This is a genomic window from Rothia sp. 11254D007BW (genome assembly GCF_053548195.1).
In genome coordinates this window covers 428,701-450,337 of the sequence record NZ_JBPWPK010000001.1, presented here as the reverse complement: position 1 = coordinate 450,337, position 21,637 = coordinate 428,701, and the positions used below count along the sequence as shown (strand labels likewise).

Annotated in this window: 23 protein-coding genes; 1 reads left to right on the top strand and 22 read right to left on the bottom strand. The window is 60.7% G+C overall.

Going from position 1 to position 21,637, the window contains the following annotated elements; all coding sequences use genetic code 11:
• Positions 1-6: 6 nt before the first annotated feature.
• Positions 7-1,278, top strand: a complete 1,272-nt coding sequence (gene fabF, locus ACEE43_RS02015) for a beta-ketoacyl-ACP synthase II (protein ID WP_449107018.1) — start codon at positions 7-9, stop codon at positions 1,276-1,278.
• Positions 1,279-1,376: 98 nt separating this feature from the next.
• On the opposite strand, the gene ACEE43_RS02010 is transcribed toward fabF, so the two are convergent.
• The 22 genes from ACEE43_RS02010 to ffh form a co-directional block, all read right to left on the bottom strand.
• Positions 1,377-1,928, bottom strand: coding sequence for a DUF3145 family protein (locus tag ACEE43_RS02010; protein WP_449107017.1), 552 nt, complete (start codon positions 1,926-1,928; stop codon positions 1,377-1,379).
• A gap of 32 nt (positions 1,929-1,960) precedes the next feature.
• Positions 1,961-2,998 (bottom strand): tyrosine recombinase XerC, encoded by a 1,038-nt coding sequence (locus tag ACEE43_RS02005; RefSeq protein ID WP_449107016.1) that lies wholly within the window; start codon positions 2,996-2,998, stop codon positions 1,961-1,963.
• A 1-nt stretch (position 2,999) separates the two neighbouring features.
• Positions 3,000-4,244, bottom strand: coding sequence for a DNA-processing protein DprA (gene dprA, locus ACEE43_RS02000; protein ID WP_449107015.1), 1,245 nt, complete (start codon positions 4,242-4,244; stop codon positions 3,000-3,002).
• A complete protein-coding gene (locus ACEE43_RS01995; protein ID WP_237198612.1) occupies positions 4,241-5,791 on the bottom strand; it encodes a YifB family Mg chelatase-like AAA ATPase in 1,551 nt (516 codons plus the stop codon). The genes dprA and ACEE43_RS01995 overlap by 4 nt, the downstream gene beginning before the upstream one ends.
• Positions 5,792-5,793: 2 nt before the next feature.
• On the bottom strand, positions 5,794-6,210 hold the full coding sequence (locus tag ACEE43_RS01990) for a YraN family protein (protein ID WP_237194114.1): 417 nt from the start codon (positions 6,208-6,210) through the stop codon (positions 5,794-5,796).
• Between the two features lie 290 nt (positions 6,211-6,500).
• Positions 6,501-6,836, bottom strand: a complete 336-nt coding sequence (locus ACEE43_RS01985) for a DUF2469 family protein (RefSeq protein WP_185174550.1) — start codon at positions 6,834-6,836, stop codon at positions 6,501-6,503.
• Entirely contained in the window at positions 6,833-7,615 is a 783-nt protein-coding gene (locus ACEE43_RS01980; RefSeq protein WP_449107014.1) for a ribonuclease HII, read from the bottom strand. Before ACEE43_RS01980 ends, ACEE43_RS01985 begins: the two co-directional genes overlap by 4 nt.
• A 4-nt stretch (positions 7,616-7,619) precedes the next feature.
• Positions 7,620-8,357 carry a signal peptidase I gene (gene lepB, locus ACEE43_RS01975; protein WP_449107013.1) on the bottom strand — a complete coding sequence of 246 codons (738 nt, stop codon included), beginning with the start codon at positions 8,355-8,357 and terminating at the stop codon, positions 7,620-7,622.
• A gap of 49 nt (positions 8,358-8,406) precedes the next feature.
• Positions 8,407-9,063 carry a signal peptidase I gene (lepB, locus tag ACEE43_RS01970; protein ID WP_237186100.1) on the bottom strand — a complete coding sequence of 219 codons (657 nt, stop codon included), beginning with the start codon at positions 9,061-9,063 and terminating at the stop codon, positions 8,407-8,409.
• Positions 9,064-9,086: 23 nt separating this feature from the next.
• Complete coding sequence (rplS, locus tag ACEE43_RS01965; protein WP_135011098.1) at positions 9,087-9,434, bottom strand: 50S ribosomal protein L19; 348 nt, start codon at positions 9,432-9,434, stop codon at positions 9,087-9,089.
• 289 nt (positions 9,435-9,723) lie between these two features.
• Positions 9,724-10,548, bottom strand: coding sequence for a tRNA (guanosine(37)-N1)-methyltransferase TrmD (gene trmD / locus ACEE43_RS01960; protein WP_449107012.1), 825 nt, complete (start codon positions 10,546-10,548; stop codon positions 9,724-9,726).
• Between the two features lie 5 nt (positions 10,549-10,553).
• Positions 10,554-11,171: a ribosome maturation factor RimM gene (gene rimM, locus ACEE43_RS01955; RefSeq protein WP_449107011.1), complete on the bottom strand. Its 618-nt coding sequence runs from the start codon at positions 11,169-11,171 to the stop codon at positions 10,554-10,556.
• A 121-nt stretch (positions 11,172-11,292) separates the two neighbouring features.
• Entirely contained in the window at positions 11,293-11,481 is a 189-nt protein-coding gene (locus tag ACEE43_RS01950; RefSeq protein WP_237194130.1) for a hypothetical protein, read from the bottom strand.
• A gap of 475 nt (positions 11,482-11,956) precedes the next feature.
• A complete protein-coding gene (locus ACEE43_RS01945; RefSeq protein ID WP_135011094.1) occupies positions 11,957-12,199 on the bottom strand; it encodes an RNA-binding protein in 243 nt (80 codons plus the stop codon).
• Positions 12,200-12,201: 2 nt separating this feature from the next.
• Entirely contained in the window at positions 12,202-12,630 is a 429-nt protein-coding gene (gene rpsP, locus ACEE43_RS01940; protein ID WP_185174544.1) for a 30S ribosomal protein S16, read from the bottom strand.
• 207 nt (positions 12,631-12,837) lie between these two features.
• Positions 12,838-14,019 (bottom strand): ABC transporter permease, encoded by a 1,182-nt coding sequence (locus ACEE43_RS01935; protein WP_449107010.1) that lies wholly within the window; start codon positions 14,017-14,019, stop codon positions 12,838-12,840.
• Positions 14,016-14,933 carry an ABC transporter ATP-binding protein gene (locus ACEE43_RS01930; RefSeq protein ID WP_449107009.1) on the bottom strand — a complete coding sequence of 306 codons (918 nt, stop codon included), beginning with the start codon at positions 14,931-14,933 and terminating at the stop codon, positions 14,016-14,018. The genes ACEE43_RS01935 and ACEE43_RS01930 overlap by 4 nt, the downstream gene beginning before the upstream one ends.
• Before the next feature lie 124 nt (positions 14,934-15,057).
• Complete coding sequence (locus ACEE43_RS01925; protein WP_449107008.1) at positions 15,058-15,777, bottom strand: response regulator; 720 nt, start codon at positions 15,775-15,777, stop codon at positions 15,058-15,060.
• Complete coding sequence (locus tag ACEE43_RS01920; protein WP_449107007.1) at positions 15,774-17,165, bottom strand: sensor histidine kinase; 1,392 nt, start codon at positions 17,163-17,165, stop codon at positions 15,774-15,776. Before ACEE43_RS01920 ends, ACEE43_RS01925 begins: the two co-directional genes overlap by 4 nt.
• Before the next feature lie 63 nt (positions 17,166-17,228).
• Complete coding sequence (locus tag ACEE43_RS01915; RefSeq protein WP_449107006.1) at positions 17,229-19,160, bottom strand: hypothetical protein; 1,932 nt, start codon at positions 19,158-19,160, stop codon at positions 17,229-17,231.
• Positions 19,161-19,231: 71 nt separating this feature from the next.
• A complete protein-coding gene (locus ACEE43_RS01910) occupies positions 19,232-19,726 on the bottom strand; it encodes an NUDIX domain-containing protein (RefSeq protein WP_449107005.1) in 495 nt (164 codons plus the stop codon).
• 175 nt (positions 19,727-19,901) lie between these two features.
• On the bottom strand, positions 19,902-21,476 hold the full coding sequence (gene ffh / locus ACEE43_RS01905) for a signal recognition particle protein (RefSeq protein WP_237186088.1): 1,575 nt from the start codon (positions 21,474-21,476) through the stop codon (positions 19,902-19,904).
• Between the last annotated feature and the right edge of the window lie 161 nt (positions 21,477-21,637).

Here is a 21,637-nt window from a genome sequence, read left to right as displayed (position 1 = left end):
TCAAGCATGACTCGTAAAGTTGTGGTCACCGGCCTCGGCGCCACCACCCCCATCGGTGGGGATGTTCCGACGACCTGGGAAAATGCGCTTGCAGGTGTCTCAGGCATCACCACTATTGAAGAGCCCTGGGTTGAGGAATTCGACCTGCCGGTTTCGATTGCTGGCCGTGTGGCTGTAGACGCTGTTGATTCGGGCCGCCTGACTAAGGTTGAGGCTAAGCGCCTGGACCCCTCGGGCCAGCTGGCTTTGGTTGCTGCGCGCGAGGCCTGGGAGGACGCCGGTTTTAGCGGCCCTGACGCTGAGGCTGCTGAAGAGTGCGATCCGCTGCGGACCGCGGTTGCTTTTGGTACCGGTATCGGTGGTGTGTGGACTCTGCTTGATGCCTGGGATACTCTGCGCGAGAAGGGCCCGCGCCGTATGCTGCCTATGACGGTTCCCATGCTGATGCCCAACTCAAATGCTGCTGCCGTCTCGATGAACCTGAAGGCCCGTGGCGCTGCCCAGACCGTGGTGTCCGCCTGCGCTTCGTCGACCGAAGCTCTCGAGCTCGGCCTGATGCTGATTCGCTCGGGTAAGGCCGATGTGGTGATTGCCGGTGGTTCTGAGGCTGCAATCCACCCCATGACGATTGGCGCCTTTGCAAAGATGCAGGCCCTGTCGACCCGCAACGATGACCCTGCTGGAGCTTCCCGCCCCTACGATACCGGCCGCGATGGTTTTGTCATGGGTGAGGGCGGTGCTGCACTGATTCTCGAATCTGAGGAGCACGCGCTGGCCCGCGGAGCCCGTATCTACGCGGAGCTGGCTGGCACCGGCGTCTCAGCGGACGCCCACCACATCACCGCTCCCGACCCGGCTGCTCTGGGTGCTACCCGCGCCCTGCAGGAAGCTCTGACCGATGGCGGTATTTCTCCCGAGCAGGTAGTGCACGTCAATGCGCACGCAACCTCTACTCCCGTGGGTGATATCCCCGAGTCCCTGGCTTTGCGTGAGGTCTTCGGGGAGCACACCGGCAAGGTAGCTGTATCTGCAACCAAGTCAATGACCGGTCACCTGCTCGGCGGTGCCGGTGCTCTTGAAGCTGTGCTGACTGTTCTTGCGGTTTACCACCGTAAGGCTCCCTGCACCATTAACCTGGAGAACAAGGACCCCGAGATTGACCTCGACGTTGTCACCGAGGCTCGGGATCTTCCTGCCGGTGAGATTGTTGCTGTCTCGAACTCCTTCGGCTTTGGTGGCCACAACGCTGTAGCGGCTTTCCGTAGCGTCAGCAACTAGCACCGTGCTGGTCTAGCGTGTGAGAAGGGGCCCTTCTGCGCGAACCCTGGTTCGGGCAGAAGGGCCCTTTTCTGTGCTCTGGGGCGGGTGCTCTTGCCTTAGGCCCGGAGCCTGACGGTGGCGCTGGTCGATGAGGCGTTAGGACGCAGGGGCTCAAGTTCGTCGTCCCAGGGCTGGCCAACGGCCGCAGAGAACTGCCGGTAGAGTTCATCGAAATTACCGGCTGCCTTTTCGAAGGCGTAGCGGATGCGGTCTTCGGTTACGGTGAAGTTGCCCTGTAGGTCTACCGGTAGGGTACAGATGCCGAGTTCGGGGGTGTGCATGATGCGTAAGGCGTCGGAGGTTGCGGTGCGGCGCTCGGTGACTTCAAAGTAGCTGCCCTTGAAGTGACGGAGGGTGGAGGCGATGAGGGCGGCTCCCCCGCTGTTGCCCTGCCAGCTGATATCTGCACGGTGGTAGCCCGGTTTCTGGGGTTGGGCTTGCCAGGTGGGGGTCAGCCGGTGGGCAGTGAGATTTTCAAGAGCCCAGGTCACGTGGCTTGTGAGGGCTGAGGGGACAGCCAGCAGAAAGATAAAACCACCGGTAGAGTTGCCGGTAGTCTCTGGTGGAAGGGGGACGGGCTGGCCGGGCTTTTCTGCTGGTGAAAACATGGTCTTCCCATCCTATACCTTCTGCCTTACCTTTAGGCCCTGGGGTGAGCCCTGCTATAGGCCTGGGCAAGGCGGTCTACCGAGACGTGGGTGTAGACCTGGGTGGTTGCTAAAGAACTGTGCCCAAGAAACTCTTGGACGGCTCTGATGTCTGCTCCCCCATCGACCATGTGGGTTGCAGCTGTATGGCGGAAGACGTGGGCGCCTGTGGCTTCGGTATCGCCCAAAGTACCCAGCAGGGTGGTAAGGTCTTGGCGAATCTGCCGGGGGTTGGCGCGTTTACCCTGGGGGCCGATGAAGAGGGCGTGTTGAGCCGGGGCGCTTTTAGCTTCTTCTATCTCGGGAAGCCACTGCGGGCGTCCTGCCACAACCCACCGGTTGAGAGCCTGCATAGCCTGGGCTCCGAAGGGCACAACCCGCTCTTTATTGCCCTTACCCAGCACGCGTAGGGTTCGCTGGTGGCGGTCAATGCTTGCTAGGTCGAGACCTGTGAGCTCTGAGATGCGCAACCCGCTGGCGTAGAGTAGCTCCACTACCGCCTGAAGACGCAGGAGTCGGGCGTCCCGCGGGGCCTGCTCCAGAGCTGCTGTGAGGGTTGTGGTGAGGGCCTGCATCTGGGTTTCGCTGAGTACCGAGGGCAGGTGGTTGCTCTTCTTGGGGGTAGTGAGTTTGAGTGCCGGGTTGGCTTGGATGAGTTCTTCTTCCTCCGCCCAGGTGAAGAAGGTCCGCAAGGACGAAGTCCGCCGGGCCATAGAGCTCCGGGCAGCTTGTTTGCGGTGATGGTAGGCTAGCCAGTCTCGAATGACTTCAAGGGTGATGTGGGAGAGGTGGGTGGTGCCGTGCCTGCGAGCGTGGGCAAAGAAATCGGTGAGATCAGAGACGTAGGCCCGAATTGTTTGGGGTGAGCGGTGGAGCTCGTAGGTGAGGTAGCGTTCAAAAGCTTCAAGGGCTCGTACGAACTCTCGGTCTTCGTCGACCGTGGAGGCCCCGATTTTGAGGGTGGTGGGTAGCTGGTCTGCAGAGTGCACCGTACTGCTCCTTCCTACCGGTGACTGAGGTGAGGTCTTCATTCTATCCCCCGGAGCTTTCCGCCGGTGGTTTGGTTTTTCGCCAGCCCATGCCTTCCTGCTCTGCGAGGTTGAGTCGGTTGAGTTGAGATAGGGCAATCATGACGGTTCGGGCAGGTAGCGCAAGGTCAGCACTGAGCTGTTCGACGGTAGCCGGAGTGCGGAGGGGCAGTACGTCCCACACCCGTCTTTGAGTTTCGGTAAGCGAATCCAGGAGCTGCTGGTGGGCAGAAGGAGCTGCAAATAGGCTGGTTTGTTCTGCAGCTATCTCCGAAGTTCTGTCGTCAAGAATCTGCCGGGCATCGGTCACAAGTTGGGCTAGACCGTCTCGAATCAGACGGTGGCAGCCTTCTGAGGTCGGTGAAAAGATAGGGCCGGGTACAGCGTAGACGGGGCGACCCAGTTCCAGAGCATGATGGGCTGTGTTGAGCGCGCCACTGCGCCAGCGGGCTTCGATAACTATGCTGGCCCCGGTGAGAGCGGCGATAAGCCGATTACGTTGAAGGAACCTGTAACGGGTGGGGTTCTGCCCCAGGGGAACCTCGCTCAGCAGCAGGCCCCGTTTAATGATCTCGTGCAGCAGGCGTTCATTGGGCTTGGGGTAAAGACGGTCAAGACCTCCCGCCATCAAAGCTACCGTGGGCAGGGAAGACGTCGCCGTAGCGAGGGCAGCTCGATGGGCGGTGGCATCTACACCAAAGGCTCCGCCTGAGACCACCGTATAGCCCCGGTTTGCTAGTTCACCGGCCAGGTGGCTGGTTGCTGAGTTACCGTAGGAGCTGACATCGCGGGACCCCACTACCGCATAACTCTTTTCGGTGGTGAGCTGAGCCAGCAGCTGGCGCTCTCCCCTGCCCCAGAGGCCGACCGGAGTTTTTTCTGCGAGGTCATTCAAGGCCTGTGGCCAGTCTGGGTCTTCGGGTATACACAGCCAGCTGCCGCTGGCCCGGGCTAAAGCCGTATCCTGTTGGACGCTGATACCTGCCCGTCTGTTCTTCCACCGCTGCGTCCGTTCGCCGATGGCACTAGCTAGGGCAGGTGCCGCAGAGACATCGTGCGCTCCTGCTTCCTCAAGGTGGCGGGCTAAAAGATGCGGGGTGAGCTCCTGACGGCCGGTGAGGTAGTCTGCGGCACGCACCGGTCCCACAAGCCGAAGCAGGGTGTAGGTGGCGACGTCCTCGGGGTCGGTAATGCGCAGGATCTCGGTGCGGGCTCTACGAATATCGTGGTGGGGGTCGTGATGTGTCATGTTTGGTAGCTTTCAGTGGCATGGTTGCGGAAGTAGAGGGCAAGATCAAGGTGGTCTCGGCTGGGGCTGGTGGCTCCATCTAAGTCGGCTAAGGTCCAGGCGGTTCGTAGCACTCGGTCATAGCCGCGAGCTGTGAGGGTGCCGTGGTCCAGGGCTGTGGAGAGGGACGAGGTCAGTTGAGCTGAAAGCTTGAGAGGGCCTCGCAGAATCTTGCCGTTCGTCTCAGCGTTGGTGGTCACGCCCAGCGGGGTCAGTCTTTCCGCCTGGGCTTGGCGGGCTTGGCTAACCCGGTAACGGATTTCCTCTGAGCTTTCGTTGGTGCCGCTTGTAGCGAGGTCGGCGGCCGTTACTTTAGGAACACTGATATGAAGATCAATACGGTCGAGCAGGGGCCCCGATAGCCGGCTGAAGTAAGACCTTCGCTCACGGCTAGTACAGGTGCAGTCTAGGCCGCGCCCCACGTTGTAGCCGCAGGGGCAGGGGTTGGCAGCTAAAACGAGTTGGAACCTAGCCGGGTACCGGGCTGAAGCAGCTGATCGGCTAATAATGACTTCGCCGCTTTCGAGGGGCTGGCGCAGAGAATCTAAGACGCTGCGCTTAAATTCCGGGGCTTCATCGAGAAAAAGGACGCCCCGGTGCGCCTTTGAGATGCACCCCGGCTTGGGCAGCCCGGCACCGCCTCCCATAATCGCCGGCGCGCTGGCAGTATGGTGGGGCGCTTCGAAAGGCGGTCTGGTCATCAGTTCGGTGAGCGGCTCACCCGAACGGCAGAGCGAGTGCACCGCGGTGACATCCAGAGCTTCTTGTGGCGTGAGCGGAGGAAGAATACCGGGGAGGCGTTCAGCAAGCATGGTCTTGCCAGAACCGGGCGGGCCGGTCAGCAACAGGTGATGGCCCCCTGCAGCCGCTATTTCAAGGGCTAGGCGTCCCTCGGCCTGCCCGGCAACATCTGCCATATCAGCGCTTTGCTGCGGGCTGCTGGGCTCCGCAACGGTCCTTTGGCTCCCCACCAGAACTGGTCTTTTGAGTTTTTCTGGTTCGGGGCAGCCCAGAAGTTCAAACACTTCAGCGAGACAGCTGACCCCGGTCACTTCAACCCCCTCTATGAGGGCTGCTTCTTGGGCGTTACCCTCGGGTACAACTACCCGCTCATGCCCGGCATCGCGGGCAGCTTTAACGGCAGGTAATACTCCGGGAACCTGTCGCACGCTCCCATCGAGACCGACTTCGCCCAGGAAGACCGTGCGGCCTGATGAACCTAGCTGCCCTGCCGCCTGCTGGGCTGCAACCAACATGGCCATATCAAATGCCGAGCCTCGCTTGGGAAGGGTAGGCGGGGTGAGGTTAATGGTGAGTTTCTGGGGTGGCAGGGGCAGCCCGGAATTCTTCGCGGCAGACCGTACCCGGTCTTTGGCCTCGTTCAAAGAACTATCGGGCAGACCGAGCAGCACGAAGCCGGGTAGGGCAGATGAAATATCGGCTTCTACTTCGACGAGGTAGCCGGTGACGCCCACCAGGGCAACCGAATAGGTTCGTGCGAAGGCCACGGCTACACCACCGCCTGCCGATGCTCAAAGGTGAAATCCATTGGGCTCCCGCACAGGGCAATAGCGTCTACTCTCATGGTGGAATAGGGAGCCCGGTTTTCTGCTAACCAGGCGTAGGCCAGGTGTCGTAGCATCTGGCATTTCCGGGCAGTAATGGATTCAAGCGGGTGCCCGTAGCCCGCACCAGAACGGGTTTTAACCTCGATAAAGACCAGGGTCTGGTCGCTATCGCGCATAATCAAATCAAGTTCGCCGCTCCACCGCGGCCGCTCTTCAGTTCGTGCAGGCCGCCAGTTACGAGCTAAGAGGGTATAGCCCTGTTGCTCTAAGACTGCCAGGGCGATATCTTCACCCCAGCGCCCCACTTCTTTGGGCCGTAAGGACGCATGGGGTGAGGATGGCTGTAGTGCGGGGTTCATGGGGGGCCTCCTTCAAGTATCAGGGTTAGCCCCATCATGACCTGCAGGGTCTGGTTCTACCTACCTCTGCGCTGGCTGTGGATATCGCCCTTTCCCTATACCACCAGGTCAGCGCCAGATAGCTCCCCTCTTCACGCTCATAAACGGTACAGCCGTGACGCAACCATGACGCCCCGCGCGTCCTTATCCCCAGCCAGCTGCACCGGGCGTCCGCGCCTTACCTACCAAACCTGAATACACAAGGCCCGCCTCTTCCCCAGGAGGGATGAGGCGGGCTCAAGACCTAGCCCTTATGCCGAGCCAGGGTCAAAATCGCTCATGGTGGGAACCACTAGATCCTCTGCGGCGGCGCGTTCTTCAACGTTGACATCACGCACCGAATACACCTTCACGTTCTTTACGAAACGGGACTGCCGGAAGATATCCCAGACCCACACATCCTGCATCTCCACCTCAAAGTAGAGAGAACCGTCAGCTGTTCGCGGGGTCACCTGCACCTGGTTGGCCAGGTAAAAACGGCGATCGGTCTCAACGATATAGGTAAAGAGCTCAGCTACATTCTTGTACTCTTCATACAGGGCTAGCTGGGCACCTGACTCGTAGCTCTCAAGATCCTCTTGGCTCATACTTCTTCCTTCTCTCGTTCCACCATAGCCTGCTGGATTTGTGCCTCGGTAGCCGGCAACGACCAGCTCAGCCGATGCAAGGGGGTGGGCCCCATCGTTTCTATCGCGGTGCGGTGGGCGCCCGACCCGTAGCCCTTATTTTTCGCCCAGCCGTAGCCGGGGTAGCGGGTGTCTAGCTCGTCCATGAGGGTATCGCGCTCCACCTTAGCCACAACCGAAGCTGCCGCGATAGAGGCACAACGATAGTCACCCTTAATCTCCATCTGCACCGGCCCAAACCAGCCACCTGACTCCCCCGCCAGACCTGCCCAGGCTTCAGCCACCAGCCCACGGTAGAGGGAGGTTGCCGGATCAAGGTCGGCAAAAAGGTCAGCCTCGGGAGCAGAAAGCCAGTTATGCTTGCCGTCCAAGAGGACGGCGTCAGGGTAGACCCCTGCCCGGGCCACCTGGGCAAGAGCCCGCTGCCCCGCTAAACGCAGGGACGTAGTAATACCCAGAGCATCGATTTCAGCAGGGCTGGCATGCCCCACTGCGGTCACGGCCCACTGCTTCACCTGCGGAGCCATCGCCACCCGCTTTTTCTCGGTCAGGGCCTTTGAATCGATGAGCCCCTCGATACTGAGCTGGGCGCTCGCATCGATCACGGCAACCCCAACGGTCACTGGCCCGGCCAGCGGGCCGCGCCCCACCTCGTCCATACCCGCCACCAGGGTCTTGCCCGCTGCAAAGAGCTCGGTTTCGACGCTCAGGTCAGCGGACGCGGTTTCTTTAGTTGGCACGGTCTTACTCGGTATCGGGTACGTCGGCAAAGACATCGCTAGCCCCACCGACGAACGTGAAGTTAGACAGGGGCCAAGCAACCACGAAGACTTCGCCCACGACGTCGGCGTCGTTGATGAACTCGGTGCCGGTCTGAATATGGTAGCGGGAGTCAGCGGAGTTAGAGCGGTTATCGCCCATGACGAAGTAGGAGTTCTGGGGAACGATCACGTCGAAGGGAAGCTCGGTGGGGCTTACACCTGGCTTGAGGTAGGTCTCGTCAATTTCTACGCCGTTGACGGTGATGCGACCATCGGCGGTACCCACGATGTGGTCACCGCCCACGCCAATCACACGCTTGACCAGGTAGTTTGATGAGCTATCAGGCATAACCCCCACAAAGGCTAGGGCATCGCGTACGGGGTTAGAGCTGGTAGGGACAGGCATCCAGCCCTGGGTGTCCTTGAAGACCACGATGTCGCCGCGCTCGGCTTCGGTGAAGAGTCCACCTGCTACGTTCACAAAAACACGGTCGTTGATCTGCAGGGTATCTTCCATGGAGCTAGAAGGAATGTAAAATCCGCGAACAATAAAGGTTTTCAGCAGGAAGGCGATGAGCACCGCGTAGAGGATAATCAGGGTGTACTCTTTGACCGCGCTATTTTCGCGGCGGCGCTTACCGCCGCGGGGCTTGTCGGTCGAGGCTGTGGTGGCGTCCTGTGCCGCTGCCTCGATGCTGTCTGAGTTCTTCTGCTGCTCCATGAGCCCGCACCCTTCTGCTGTGAACGTGTTTAGAGATAGTTTAGTGGTTTTAGCTGGGAGCTTGACCAAAGCGGTGAGCCGGCCAGGCGATGAAGACCGGGGTGCCGATGATTTTCTCGGTGCGAATCATACCGCCACCGGGCGCCCCTAGCAGAGCCCGTGAGTCAGCGGACGCCGAGCGGTGGTCGCCCATCACCCACATGCGTCCTTCGGGTACCTGCACGCTAAAGCTCACCTCGCTGGCGCTGTCGCCGGGGTAAAGATAGGGCTCTTCGGAGCGCTGCCCATTGATGAGAAGATAGCCCTCGGCATCGCAGCACTCGACGGTATCGCCAGCTACCCCGATGACGCGCTTGATGTAGACCGTATCTGAGCCCACCAGCCCGAGCCACTGCCCCGCGGTTGTGAGCGGATCACGCACCCAGGGGCTGCCGGGCACATAGGGGGCAAAGGAGCCGGTACCGTCAAAAACGACCACATCGCCACGCTGGGGCTCGGTAGCTAGTTTTGAGACTAGAATACGGTCGCCCGGTTCGTAGGTGGGTTCCATGGAGCTTGAGGGTATGTAGAACACATCAATGAAAAAGGAACGAACCACCAGGAGCACGGTGAAGGCGAGGGCTGCGGCGACAGCAACAAGGCGCCAGCCCTGTAGAAAGGGTTGGCGCCTTGCCTCAGAAGAGTCGGCGTTTACGCCAGTCTCCATAAATCTGGTGAAACCTAAATGGCTTAGGCTTCGCGCTTCTCGCGGATACGAGCAGCCTTACCGTGACGGTCGCGCATGTAGTAGAGCTTTGCACGGCGGACGTCACCGCGGGTGACAACCTCGATCTTTTCGATGACGGGAGAGTGTACGGGGAAGGTACGCTCTACACCAACACCGAAGGAAACCTTGCGGACGGTGAAGGTTTCGCGGACGCCAGCGCCCTGACGGCCAACAACGAAGCCCTTGAAGACCTGGACACGGCTGCGGTTACCTTCAACAATGTTGACGTGTACGTTCAGGGTGTCGCCGGGGCCGAACTCGGGGATGTCGGTGCGAAGTGACTTGTTATCAATGAAGTCAAGAGTCTGCATTGAGTTTCTCCGTGAATATCTCTGCCGCAGGTCAAACATATTCGGTGTATGTCGCAGGCAGTGTCTAGGGTCACCGAGTGGTGCCAGACTGATGCTGTCTGCGATGAATTCTTTACTCACCGCGCTCTGAACGGTCAGAGCCGGTGGTTCACGCTGTTATAGGTCGCTCTTCCCCCTGCGGCAGGGGCGTGCCCAGCATGAACACAAAGAAAAATTATCTCACAGAAAACCCGCCTGCACCAGGGGTGCCGGGGCGGGCGTCCGCGTGTTGCTTGTGAGCTTACCTACTTTACCGACCTTCGCTCGAAAGCCCGGCCTCACGCTCAGCTTTTTGGGCAGCTTTCTGCTCGGTGTGAAGCTCCTGCAGGAGCTTGCGGTCTTTCTTGTCCCAGTTCTCTGCGGGGTAGGCCTTGACCATGTCGGGGCGGCGGGCGAAGGTGCGCTTGATTTGCTCGTCACGGCGCCAGCGGGCAATGGCACCATGGTTGCCAGAGAGCAGGACGGGCGGCACCTGCTGGTTTCGCCAGGAAGCGGGCTTGGTGTAGACCGGGTACTCCAGCAGCCCGCCGGTGTGGGACTCTTCAGCCAGGGATTCGGGGTTGCCCATAGCACCGGGAATCAGGCGGGTAATGGCCTCAATCATCACCATCACGGCCACTTCACCCCCGTAGAGCACGTAGTCACCGATGGAAACAGGCAGCACCCTAAATTCCTGCTCAGCCCAGTCCAGTACACGCTCGTCAATACCTTCGTAGCGGGCCGGGGCGAACACGATGTGCTCTTCTTCTGCCAGGTCGTAGGCCAGCTGCTGGTTGAAGACGGTGCCGGCCGGTGAGGGCACGATCAGCAGGGGTTTGCTCCCGTCCGCCCGTGCGGACGCCGGTGAGGCGGCAAGCGTCTGATCCAGGGCAAGGCCCCAGGGCTCGGGTTTCATAACCATGCCAGCTCCCCCGCCGTAGGGGGTATCGTCGACGGTCTTGTGCCGGTCGAAGGCGAAGTCACGCAGGTTGGTCAGGTGCAGGTCGACCTTGCCCGATTCACGGGCTTTGCCCATGAGGGAGAGCTCTAGCGGGGCCAGGTATTCGGGGAAGATGGTGATGACGTCAAAGCGCATGAGCGTTAGCTGTGCTCACTCTCGGTCTCGGGTTCTGCTTCTTCATCGTCGCTGTTGAGTTCGAGCAGGCCGGCTGGAGGGTTGATGATGATGTAGCCCTCTTCGGTGTCGATAGCGGGGATAAGTTCTTCAACGAAGGGAATCATAACCTCTTCACCGTCTGCGGTGTTTTCGAGAATCAGCAGATCCTGGGTAGGCATGGTCTGCAGGCCGGCGACGATGGCGATGGGCTCTTCGGGTAGGTAGCCGTCCTTGATGTCGGCGGCCAGGTAGACGGGCAGGTCGAGCAGTTCGTGCTCGTAGTAGCCTTCATCGTCACCGTCGGTTTCTGCTTCGCTCGCAGAGTCAAAGGTGAGGCGGGTGTCGCGGAGTTCTTCGGCCTGGTTGCGGTTGGTGACTTCTTCGAAGGCTACGACCAGGATTTTTTTGTTCCAGCGGGATTTTTTGACGGTGAGGGTGCCGGCGGGGGCGATTGAACCTGCGGGGCTTGCGGGGTTGAAGTTTTCGATGTCGAGTACGGCCCCGGGAGCGAAGCGTTCTTCGGGGGCGTCGGTGAAGAGCTGGACGGTGACTTCGCCGCGGATGCCGTGGGGTTTGCCGATGCGGGCGACCTGTACCTGCACGCGTATCTCCTTGGGGGTAAAGGTGTTGTGGGGTTTGGGTCTAACTTTACCGGGTTTTGCGGACGCCGGTGGGTAGATAAAAGCCCCGTACCAGCGAGATGCTAGCCCGGGGCTTGTGTAGTTAGTTTGAAGGGGTGTTGTGTGCTGTTGCTTCTATACCGAAGGTAGCTGCAGCGTGAAGTTGGGCCGCTTTGCCGGTAAGGGGTTCTTCTTCACGCGGGGTGTTGAGCCCGAGCTCAGCAGCGTGGGAGAGTAGCTCCCAGTATTCTTCGTTATGAAGGAGCATGTTTTCAGCGGAGGTGCTGGTCATTATTGGCCCTCTCTCCTGTCCTCATAGCATGGAAAATTACCATGATGGTGTCGTTCTGAATTGGTTTGACGAGAACTTCGATAAGGTCTCGTGTGTAGGGGTCGGGGTGCCCAATATAGCGGTAGATTGGTTCCTTGCTAATGTCGTATTCGCGATACATCCATTGCGCATGGATGATTGCGTTCCATATCTCAGCTTCGGTATAGCCGTGTTTGAAGGCTGAGCGTGTGTAGTGCTTTCGAGGCACTTTAGTAGGGTCGAAAGTCATGGGAAGCTTCCTGTAGCTTATTCCCCTTTACCCGTTTTCTTTCTCACTCATTATTTTAGAACGCAGGTTACTTGGAGGCAATGGGGGTTCTGAGGCCCAGGCCAGCAGGAGGTATGGCAAGGGCACCAAGGACGCGGACGCCGGTGGGTAGGTACAAGAAAGCCCCTACAGCTGATAAGCGGTAGGGGCTTCTTGAGAAGTATTCAGTTAGCGTCGTCGGTCGGTGTCGATGACGTCTACACGCACGTGGTCGCCGTCGTTGATGGCGTTGACCACGGTGCGGATGCTCTTGGCGGTGCGGCCGGAGCGGCCAATCACACGGCCAAGGTCATCAGGGTTCACGCGAACCTCCAGGGTTTCGCCCCGGCGGCCGGTTTTGGCGCGGACCTGGACGTCGTCTGGGTTGTCGACGATACCCCGAACGAGGTGTTCGAGAGCGTCAGCCAACATGATTACTCAGCTGCTTCCTCAGAAGCTGCTTCTTCAGCAGCCTCTTCTGCGGGAGCTTCTTCAGCCTTGTCCTCGCCCTTGGGGGTGATTGCCTCGGGAAGGATGACCGAACCCTTTTCGGGAACAACGAACTCGGGCTTGGCGTCAACGGGCTTAACGGTTGACTCAGCCTTTTCGCCCTTGGCAGCAGCCAGGTCGCCGGTCAGCTTCAGCAGAGCAGCTACCTGCTCGGTGGGCTGGGCGCCAACGGACAGCCAGTACTGGGCACGCTCTGAGTTGATCTCGATGCGTGAGGGGTTCTCGGTCGGGTGGTAAATGCCGATTTCCTCGATAGCCTTACCGTCACGCTTGGTGCGTGAGTCAGCTACTACAACACGGTAGCGGGGATCGCGGATTTTACCGAAACGCTTCAGACGAATTTTAACAGCCACTGTAGTGGTTTCTCCTGTTTTCTATAACTGTTCGAGGTCAGGTCTCAGCTCGTGGGGCGGGCTTCGTCAAGACCTCTGCGGACACAATTTCTCCCGGATGAGAGGGGCCGGGAAAAATCGAGTACCCGTCAAGTATGCCAGCTCCGCCCCGCTTAATCTAGGGTTACGCTCTATGGAGTGAGCGTGTTGTGAGCAAGCTGACCGTGTTTATTTCTTCAGCGCCTGCTTCCAGCTCACTGAGGTTCCGCCGCGCATAATGTTGGCGCGGTAGATGCGGGCGCCGAGCCGGGTGAGAAGGGCTGCTACTGCCAGGGTGAGGACGAGGGCGAGTAGGGGCTCCCAGAGGGCTACATCTTCGGTGAGTAGGCGGCGGGGCATGGCGATGGAGGATAGGACAGGCACAAAGGAGACGACCTTGAGCCAGGTTCCTGAGACGTAGATACCGGCAAAGAGGGCGGCGATGAGCACCATGGTGATGGGGTTGGAGAGATTGGCGATGTCTTCGGTACGGGCTGCCATGGCGCCGACGGCGGCCCAGATGGTGGCGATAGCTGCGAAGCCAACGACGTAGAACAGGGCGAACCAGCCGACTGAGGGTAGGATCCAGCCGAATTCTGAGGCGCTTCCGGTGATTTGCATGCCGATGAGGCCAGCAATTGCGTAGATGGCTACCTGCAGGATGGCGAGCACGATGTTGCCCACGATTTTTCCGGCGAGGAGTTGGCCGAGCGGTATGGCGGTGGCGATGATTTCGACGATGCGGTTTTGTTTTTCTTCGACCACGGAGTTGGCGATGGCTGCGCCGAAGAGCACGGTGGTCATGTAGAAAATCATGGCGAAGACCATGGCGATAAGGAAGGCCAGCCCTGCGTTGCTGTTGCCGGAGAGGACGCTGGTGCTCACCTGGGTGCCTGCGGCCAGGGCTTCGAGATCAACGCCTGCGGCAGCTGCGTTTTCGGCTGTAACGGTGGAGGTGATGGCGGCGCTCAGTTCAGTGACCAGGCTGTTGTCGGGAGAAGAGTCAAAGACGAGTTCCCAGCCCTGGTCGGTGGGGGCGAGGTAGGCGTCCGCGTCCCCGTCGGCAACGAGGGTGCGGGCGGCGTCCGCGCTGTCGACCTGGGTGGCGGTGTAGCTGGTGTTCTCGTCGTTGCTGGCTTCAGCCGCAGCGACCAGGGAGGTGGCTCGGTCGTCGCTGGTGGCTACGGTGTAGTCGGTTGACCCCGAGCTCATAAAGTAAGGGATGAGGATTGCGGCCAGGATGATGACGAGGGAGAAGATGGTTCCGCCGATGAAGGATTTGTCGCGCAGCTTGACCATGATTTCGCGGGTTGCGACGATTTGCCAGGCGTTTTTGGGGGCGGTGCTGGGACGGGTGGGTGCGGTGTTCATTGGCCGGTGACCTTTCGGTAGATATCGCCGAGGGTGGGGAGCTGGCGGGAGAACTCGTGCATGTCGTGGTGAAGTCCTGCGCTCAGGATTTGGTGGCGGACGCTGGCCAGGTCGGTCCCGTCGGCGATTTCGAGGACGGCGTCGGTGCCGGAGACGTCAAGGACGTTGACCCCGGCCAGATCGCGGAGCCAGGCGGCGTCCGCCCCACCCCGGTAGAGGTAGCGGGGGGCGCCTGATTCGCGCAGTTCGGTGGCGCTACCGCTGGCGCGGACGGTTCCGCCGTGCAGAATAACGACGCGGTCGCAGAGACGGTCAACCAGGTCGAGCTGGTGGGATGAGAAAAGGATGGGGACGCCATCACGCATGAGCTCGCGCATCATGGAGACCATGGTGTCTACGGCTTTAGGGTCAAGGCCAGAGAAGGGTTCGTCGAGGATCAGGGCGGTGGGCTGGTGCAGGATAGAGGCTACAATCTGCACCCGCTGCTGGTTGCCGAGGGAGAGGGATTCGAGCTTGTCGTTCAGGCGCTCCCCCAGCCCCAGTTCGGTGAGGTGGTCGGTGGCGATGGTGCGGGCGGTGCTGGCGCTCATACCGCGTAGCTGACCCAGGTAGACGAGCTGGGCCAAGATAGCCTGTTTGGGGTAGAGGCCGCGTTCTTCGGGCATGTAGCCAAAACCCGCGCGGTCTGCGGCGGTGATGGGACGGCCACGGTAGAGTACCTGCCCTTCGGTGGGTTCGAGCAGGCCCATGATCATGCGCATGGTGGTGGTTTTACCCGCACCGTTAGCGCCGAGGAAGCCGGTCATGGAGCCGGGTTCAACGGTAAAACTCACCTTTTCTACAGCGGTGGTGGCACCGGGGCCGCTGCCGTAGACCTTGGTGAGGTCACGCACTTCTATGGTTCGGTCAGTCATGGGGCACTTCCTTTGGGTAGCTTCTACCTCAAGTCTAGGAAGGCTGTGAGCATAACAACTCCCCCGCCGGGTGGAGCCGGGCGGGGGAGATTGTGGGCGGACGCTGAGAAGCTGGGTTGAGAATCTAGGCTAACCCTACCCGGTGGGCGAAGATGACGGCACCGACGCGGTCGCGGCTGTGGGTCTTAGCCAGGATGTTAGAAACGTGCGTCTTGACGGTTGCCGCCCCGAGGAAGAGTTTTTCTGCGATTTCTGCGTTGGTGAGGCCCTGGGCGAGAAGCTCTAGGGTTTCTTTCTCTCTGGGGGTGAGCGCGCCCAGGGCGAAGGCGTCCTCAGGGCTCAGCTCCTGGGCGGAGCGCACTCCCCCGCTCTTGCCCGCCCCTAAGCTACCTGCCTGCGCGGCGGCGTCCTGCCCCTTGGTCTGCTCCACAAAACGGGCAATGAGCGGCAGGGTCATCTCGGGCGACAGCAGGGCCAGACCGCCGGCAACCTTACGGATAGCTTCAACCAGCTCGTCGGCGTCCGAGGTTTTGAGCAAAAAGCCGCTGGCCCCGGCGGCCAGGGCGGCAAAGAGGTAGTCTTCGCGGTCAAAGGTGGTGAGAATGAGGACGGCGGTGCCCGGCAGCTGCTGGGAGAGTTCGGCGGTGGCGGTGATTCCGTCCATCACGGGCATTTGCACGTCCATGAGCACCACATCGGGGCGGGTGGCTACGGCAAGGTCAAGGGCTTCGGCTCCGTTGCGGGCCTGGCCGACTACCTCGATGTCGTCCTCCATCGAGAGAATGAGGGCGAAACCGGAACGTACCATGTCTTGGTCGTCAGCTAACAGTACTTTGAGGGTCATGAGGTGCTCCTAGAGGCGTGGGGGTCGTGGGGTTCGTCAATGTCTATGGGGAAGCGTACCTGTACCTTCCAGCCGTCCGCACCGCTGCGGCGTCCGATCCAGCAGGTACCGCCCAGGGCTGTGGCGCGTTCCCGGATGCCCTGCAGACCGTAGCCCTGGCGGCTGGGATCGGGTATGTATTCTTGGCCTTCACCTCGCTCTGGGCCGGTGGCAGGGCCGTCATCGGTGACCTCTAATTCAGCCCAGTGGGCTCCAAAGCTGCCGCCGGTACGCAGGGCCAGCACCGCATTCTGGGCAGCTGAATGTTTGCGCACGTTGGTCAGGGCTTCTTGGGCCATGCGGTAGATGGACAGCTGGGTTCCCTGGTGAAGGTGGGTCAGTCGGGCAAGGTCCTGCTCCCCTACCTGCAGCCGGGTCTGGACGCCGACCGAGCTCATGTGCTCTACCAGGTCAAAAATTTCAGCAACCTGGGGTTCTTTCGCCGAACCGCCGCCGTGCTCAGCCTCCCCGGCTGCCCGCATGACTCGAATCAGGTTCTTCATTTCAGAGACCGACGAGCGGGCCAGCTTTTCAATGTTGGCCAGGGGCTCTGCTGCCAGTTCAGGTTTCTTGCTCAGGGCCCGGCGGGCGGCTGCGGCCTGAATACCCATGGATGAGACGTGGTGGCCCACCGAGTCGTGGAGTTCCCTGGCGATGCGCAGGCGGTCGCGGGTCACTGCGTCCTGGGCCATCTGCTCAGCCTGCCGCTCTAGCTGCTGGGCTTGGGCCGCAAGGACGGTCCGCTGGTAGGCCTGGTTCCAGGCCGTGCGCCCCATCAGGGCTGCGCACCCGTAGTAGAAAAGATTCGTTACGGAAGCCATCACGTAGCCGGCGGTCGCCTGACTAAAAGGCCCGCCGGAGTACTCTTCAACGCCCGCCATACTGTAGGCCGAGTCGGTCACGACCCAGGCAAGCACAATCCAGATGAGGGCGGCGGTGCAGACCAGGGCGTAGACAATCCAGGTCATCGTGCGGTTCTTGCCCCAGGCGATACCGGCATAGAGCACCGCAAAGTAGCAGAGCTGGTAGCTCAGGGTAGCGGGCGCTATTTCAGACACATAGCTCAGGGCAAAGAAGAGGGCGGTGGCCAGGAGCATCATGCTCAGCGGGTAGACGCGGCGGAAAATCAGCGGCAGCGTCATCGCCGCAGCGGCCCAGTAGGAGTAGTGAACCTGCTGGGCGTCGTCCCCCAGAAACCCCGCGGAATGGTAGGCGGCGTTCAGTAGCAGGGTTGCGGCAAGCACCACAAGCCAGACCAGCACGTCCCGGCGCAAGGACGCTGCCGGCGGGGTGGGGCGCTCCCAGTCAGGGTCTATCTGTGAGAAGGAAAAACGAGCGACTGTGTTCACCTGCCCACTGTATCAAGACCGGGGTGCTGGCGGCTCCCCCGCAAGGTGGAGGGAGCCTGGCTCTTAGTCGCGAGCGCCGAAGAATCGACCCAGCTGCTGCCGGGCAAGCTGCCCTGCCTGGCGGCCGAGCTTCTGGGCGTTGCGGACGACCTTGGGGGTCTGCGGCTCGGAGGTTTCTTCTGCCTGCTTCTGGGCCTGGGCCCGGAGCTCTTCAGTCAGTGAGAGGGACCGCACCCGATGGTGTTCGACCGTGGGCAGTTTCTCGGCTTCCTGCAGGCGGTAGTAGACCCGCGCGATGACCAGTTCGGCTGCGCCGGTAGCCCCGAGGGTGGCTGCTGCGATGAGGGCCGCGCGGGGTGAACGCCCCTGCGCCACGCGTCGGGCTGCCCACAGGGCCAGGGCGCCGGAGGCACCGAGCTGGGCGGTGGCGTCCGCTGTGATAAGCCAGGGGCGTTCCCTAATTTCCCGGCTCACGGTGCTGAGTGTATCGGTGCCGTTGGGGTAGGCGGTGACGCTCTCCTTGAAGCGCTCCAGCCCGTTCATATCGGGGGCGAATTTTCGGTAGCCCACGAACTCGTCCAGGCCTACGGCCCCGGTGAGCACCTTCAGTAATTCTTCGGGAAGTTCGAGGGCATGAATGGTAGATTCCAGCCCGTCGGAACTTTCGCAGTCCAGCACGTAGTTGGTCAGGCGGTTAGCGGTTTGCTCATCGAGCCCGTAGAGCCAGATGAGCTGTTCGAGCTGGTCACGGGCGGCTAGCTCCCTGAACGGTGCGGGGAGTAGGCCCGGCAGACTCCAGACCAGGTTGCCCACTTCGCTGGAGACCCGTTCAAGGGCAGAGCCGATTTTTGTGAGGGGTGACCAGCTGAAAGTCAACACGGTGCCCACCAGACCCGAGTCGGGAGTGCCCATGACCTGGTTAACCCAGTCGGTGACGCTACCGGTTTCGGGGCCGGTGGAATCGGCCGGGAGCACGAAGGTCAGGTTCTGACCAAAGAGGGTCTGCTCAGCCACAATCGAGGGCACATTCATAGCTTCAAGCAGGTTGGCCAGGGTGCGGGGGTCTGCGGTGAGCAGCGACCAGCCCTTATCGGCAGGTGCCGCCTCAACTTCACCGGCCATGAGCTCAGGCTGCATGTAGGTAGCAAGGTCAGCCATCGACAGTTCCACCAGCGCAGCACTCACCCCGTGCGGGTCAAGGCTCAGGGAATCGGTACCCTGGGAGAAGGACGCCAGGTGGTAGTCCTCCCCCGGCTTTTGGGGCAGAAGGTCAGCGGCACCCGGGAAGAGGGCGTCCATCTGGGTCAGGAACTTATTCAGGGGCACACCGGGCAGCAGCACCCCGGTGCTGTCGGTCTGCACGGTGCGCAAGGACGCCTGCCCCGGCACCCGCTCGCACAGCACGAAGAGCTGGGCACGGCGTCCGTCCGTCTCAAGGGCCGTCACCGTCGCCACCGACTCTAAATAGCCCGCTAGCTGAGGGGTAATCTCCCAGTTCAGCTCTTCCATCGCGGCCAGAGCCTCTGGGGTGGGGTCGCCGGTCAGCGCCTGAAGCTCCTCTGCGGTAACCTCAGTAGGAATATCTTCAGGCTCTGCCAGGAGCTCTTCGCTCCCCTGCTCTGCCTGCATAATCTGCTGAATCAGGTCATCAAACTTATCGGGGTCGGCAGCAAGCTCCTCGACGCTCTTGATATCGTCCTCGGTGTACTCGTAGCTCTGGTCAGTGCCCTGAGCCTGCTCCCGAATCATGCCGATGATGCTCTCTAGCTGGTCTCTGACCTGCTGCTCAACATCAGAGGGTAAGGACGTCTGGTCACCGGCGCCCGCAAGCTGAGGATCTTCCGCTTCGCCGCCGTTAGCAGCTGAAATCAGTCCACGCCAGTCCACCCCTGGCTGCACACGGTCAATGCGTAGACGCACCCACAGTACATCAGAACCCACAACCTGCCCCCGGGAGGTATTCTGCTGGGCAGGTTCACGCTGTGAATCAGTCATATGCTTAAAATCCTAATCAAGGCTACATCAAAAGGGCAGAGCTCTACCCGGGCTACAGGGGAAGAAAAAATCTAGCTGGCAGGTCTTTCGCTAGAGAACTCATACACGGCGCCGGTCTGCACAGCGCGGAAAGCCTGTCGCAGCCGGTGGGCGTGACGGGGCCCAAAATAATCATCTAAATCTTCAGGAGCAACCCACTCATAGCCGGTAAGCTCTTCCTCCTGCAGGGTAATCATCGCGGTCGCAGGTAGCACGCCAGCATCATAAATGTAGTAGGTAGAGTCGCCCCAGATACCCATCTGAAGCCCGTGAAAAATTACCAGCAGGCGGCCCGGTTCTAGGTCAAGACCAACTTCTTCAGCTACCTCACGGAAGCAACCGGTCTGCGGGGCTTCGCCAGCCTCTACGGTACCGCCGGGAATAGTCCAGCCATCCTTATAGTTAGGCTTGACCACCAGCATCTTCCCCTCATCATTTCGAATCAGGGCACCGGCTGCCAGACGACGGGTAGGTAGGGTTGCGATAAAGGCCTTCAGCTCTTCTTCAGGTAGATAAGAATCAACCACGGCACTGCTCCTTCTCGGCTGGCGGTTACTACACCCAATGTACCGCGCCAAACCACAGCGTGAAAGGTAGAGGGGCCCTTGCACTCTCTCAGCAGAACTTCCCCGCCCGCCTCGCGTCCTTAATGACTAAAGGGGCGGGGGAAGCTGACCGCTTACCCCCGCCCCAAGAGCAGGTTTACTTGAGGAACTTCTCAAAGCCCTTGGGCAGGTTCAGGTCCTCGGGCTTGACGTCCTGGGCCTGCTGGCCGAAAGCTGACCCCAGAGCAGCCTGCTGCTTAGCTGCCGCTGCCTGCTCCTGCTGGGCGCGCTTAGCCGGGTTGCCGGAACGAGCCTTCTGCTTGCCCTTACCCTTGCCCTTGTTCTTGCGAGCGGCACCGCCGGCAGCAGCCATACCGGGCATCTGCATGCCACCGGGCATACCTGCCATGTTGCCGCTAGCAAGCTTCTTCATCATCTTCTGGGCCTGGGCAAAACGCTCCATGAGCATGTTGACCTCAGAGACGGTGACACCTGCACCCTTGGCGATACGGGCACGGCGGGAGCCGTTGATAATCTTGGGGGCAACTCGCTCGTGAGGAGTCATGGAGCGAACGATTGCTTCGACGCGGTCGATTTCCTTCTCATCGAAGTTCTCTAGCTGCTGACGGATCTGGGCGGCACCCGGCATCATCATGAGCAGCTTCTTCATGGAGCCCATCTTGCGGATCTGCTGCATCTGGGCCAGGAAGTCCTCGAAGGTGAAGTCCTCCTGGTCAACGAACTTCTTGGCCATGCGGTCAGCTTCGGCCTTATCCCATGTCTGCTCGGCCTGCTCGATCAGGGTGAGCACGTCACCCATGTCGAGAATACGGCTGGCCATGCGGTCAGGGTGGAACTGCTCAAAATCGGTGACGTTTTCACCGGTTGAGGCAAACATGATGGGCTTGCCGGTTACCGAGGCAACTGACAGGGCGGCACCACCGCGGGCGTCACCGTCCAGCTTGGAGAGCACGACACCGGTGAAGTCTACGCCCTCGTTGAAGGCGTTAGCGGTGTTGACGGCGTCCTGACCGATCATGGCGTCGATAACGAAGAGGACTTCGTTGGGCTCAATGGCGTCGCGGATGTTGCGGGCCTGCTGCATGAGCTCAGCGTCTACACCCAGGCGGCCTGCGGTATCGACGATGACCACATCGTGCAGCTTGGCGCGGGCCTCTGCGACACCGTCGCGGGCTACCTGCACGGGGTCGCCGGTGGGTACGTCGAATTCGCTTGTGACACCGGGGTGCGGGGCGTAGACGGGCACGCCGGCGCGCTCACCCACCACCTTGAGCTGGTTGACGGCGTTGGGGCGCTGAAGGTCAGAGGCCACCAGCATAGGGGTGTGGCCCTGCTTCTTGAGCCAGTGGGAAAGCTTACCGGCCAGGGTGGTCTTACCGGCACCCTGCAGACCGGCCAGCATGATGATGGTGGGGCCGGTCTTGGCCATGTTGATACGGCGGGTCTGGCCGCCCAGAATGTTGACCAGCTCTTCGTTGACGATCTTGACGATCTGCTGGGAGGGGTTGAGGGCTTCGGAGACCTCGGCGCCCAGGGCGCGTTCCTTGATGTGGGAGGTAAATTCGCGGACGACGGGGACGGCGACGTCGGCATCCAGCAGGGCACGGCGAATCTCGCGAACTGTAGCGTCAATATCTGCTTCAGTCAGCTTGCCTTTGCCGCGCAGGTTTTTGAAGGTTGCTGTCAACCGGTCTGAGAGTGAATTAAACACGGGCTGTGCACTACTTTCGTGGCTGGATGGGCGTCACGGGCTTAACCGGCCCGCTAACAAATTTAAGAATCAGCTATTAAGGATAACGTATAGAGGCAAGGGGTCACCGGGTTTGCGCGGTTGAGAGTCAGAATCCCTGTTTCGACACTTTCGCCGGTTTT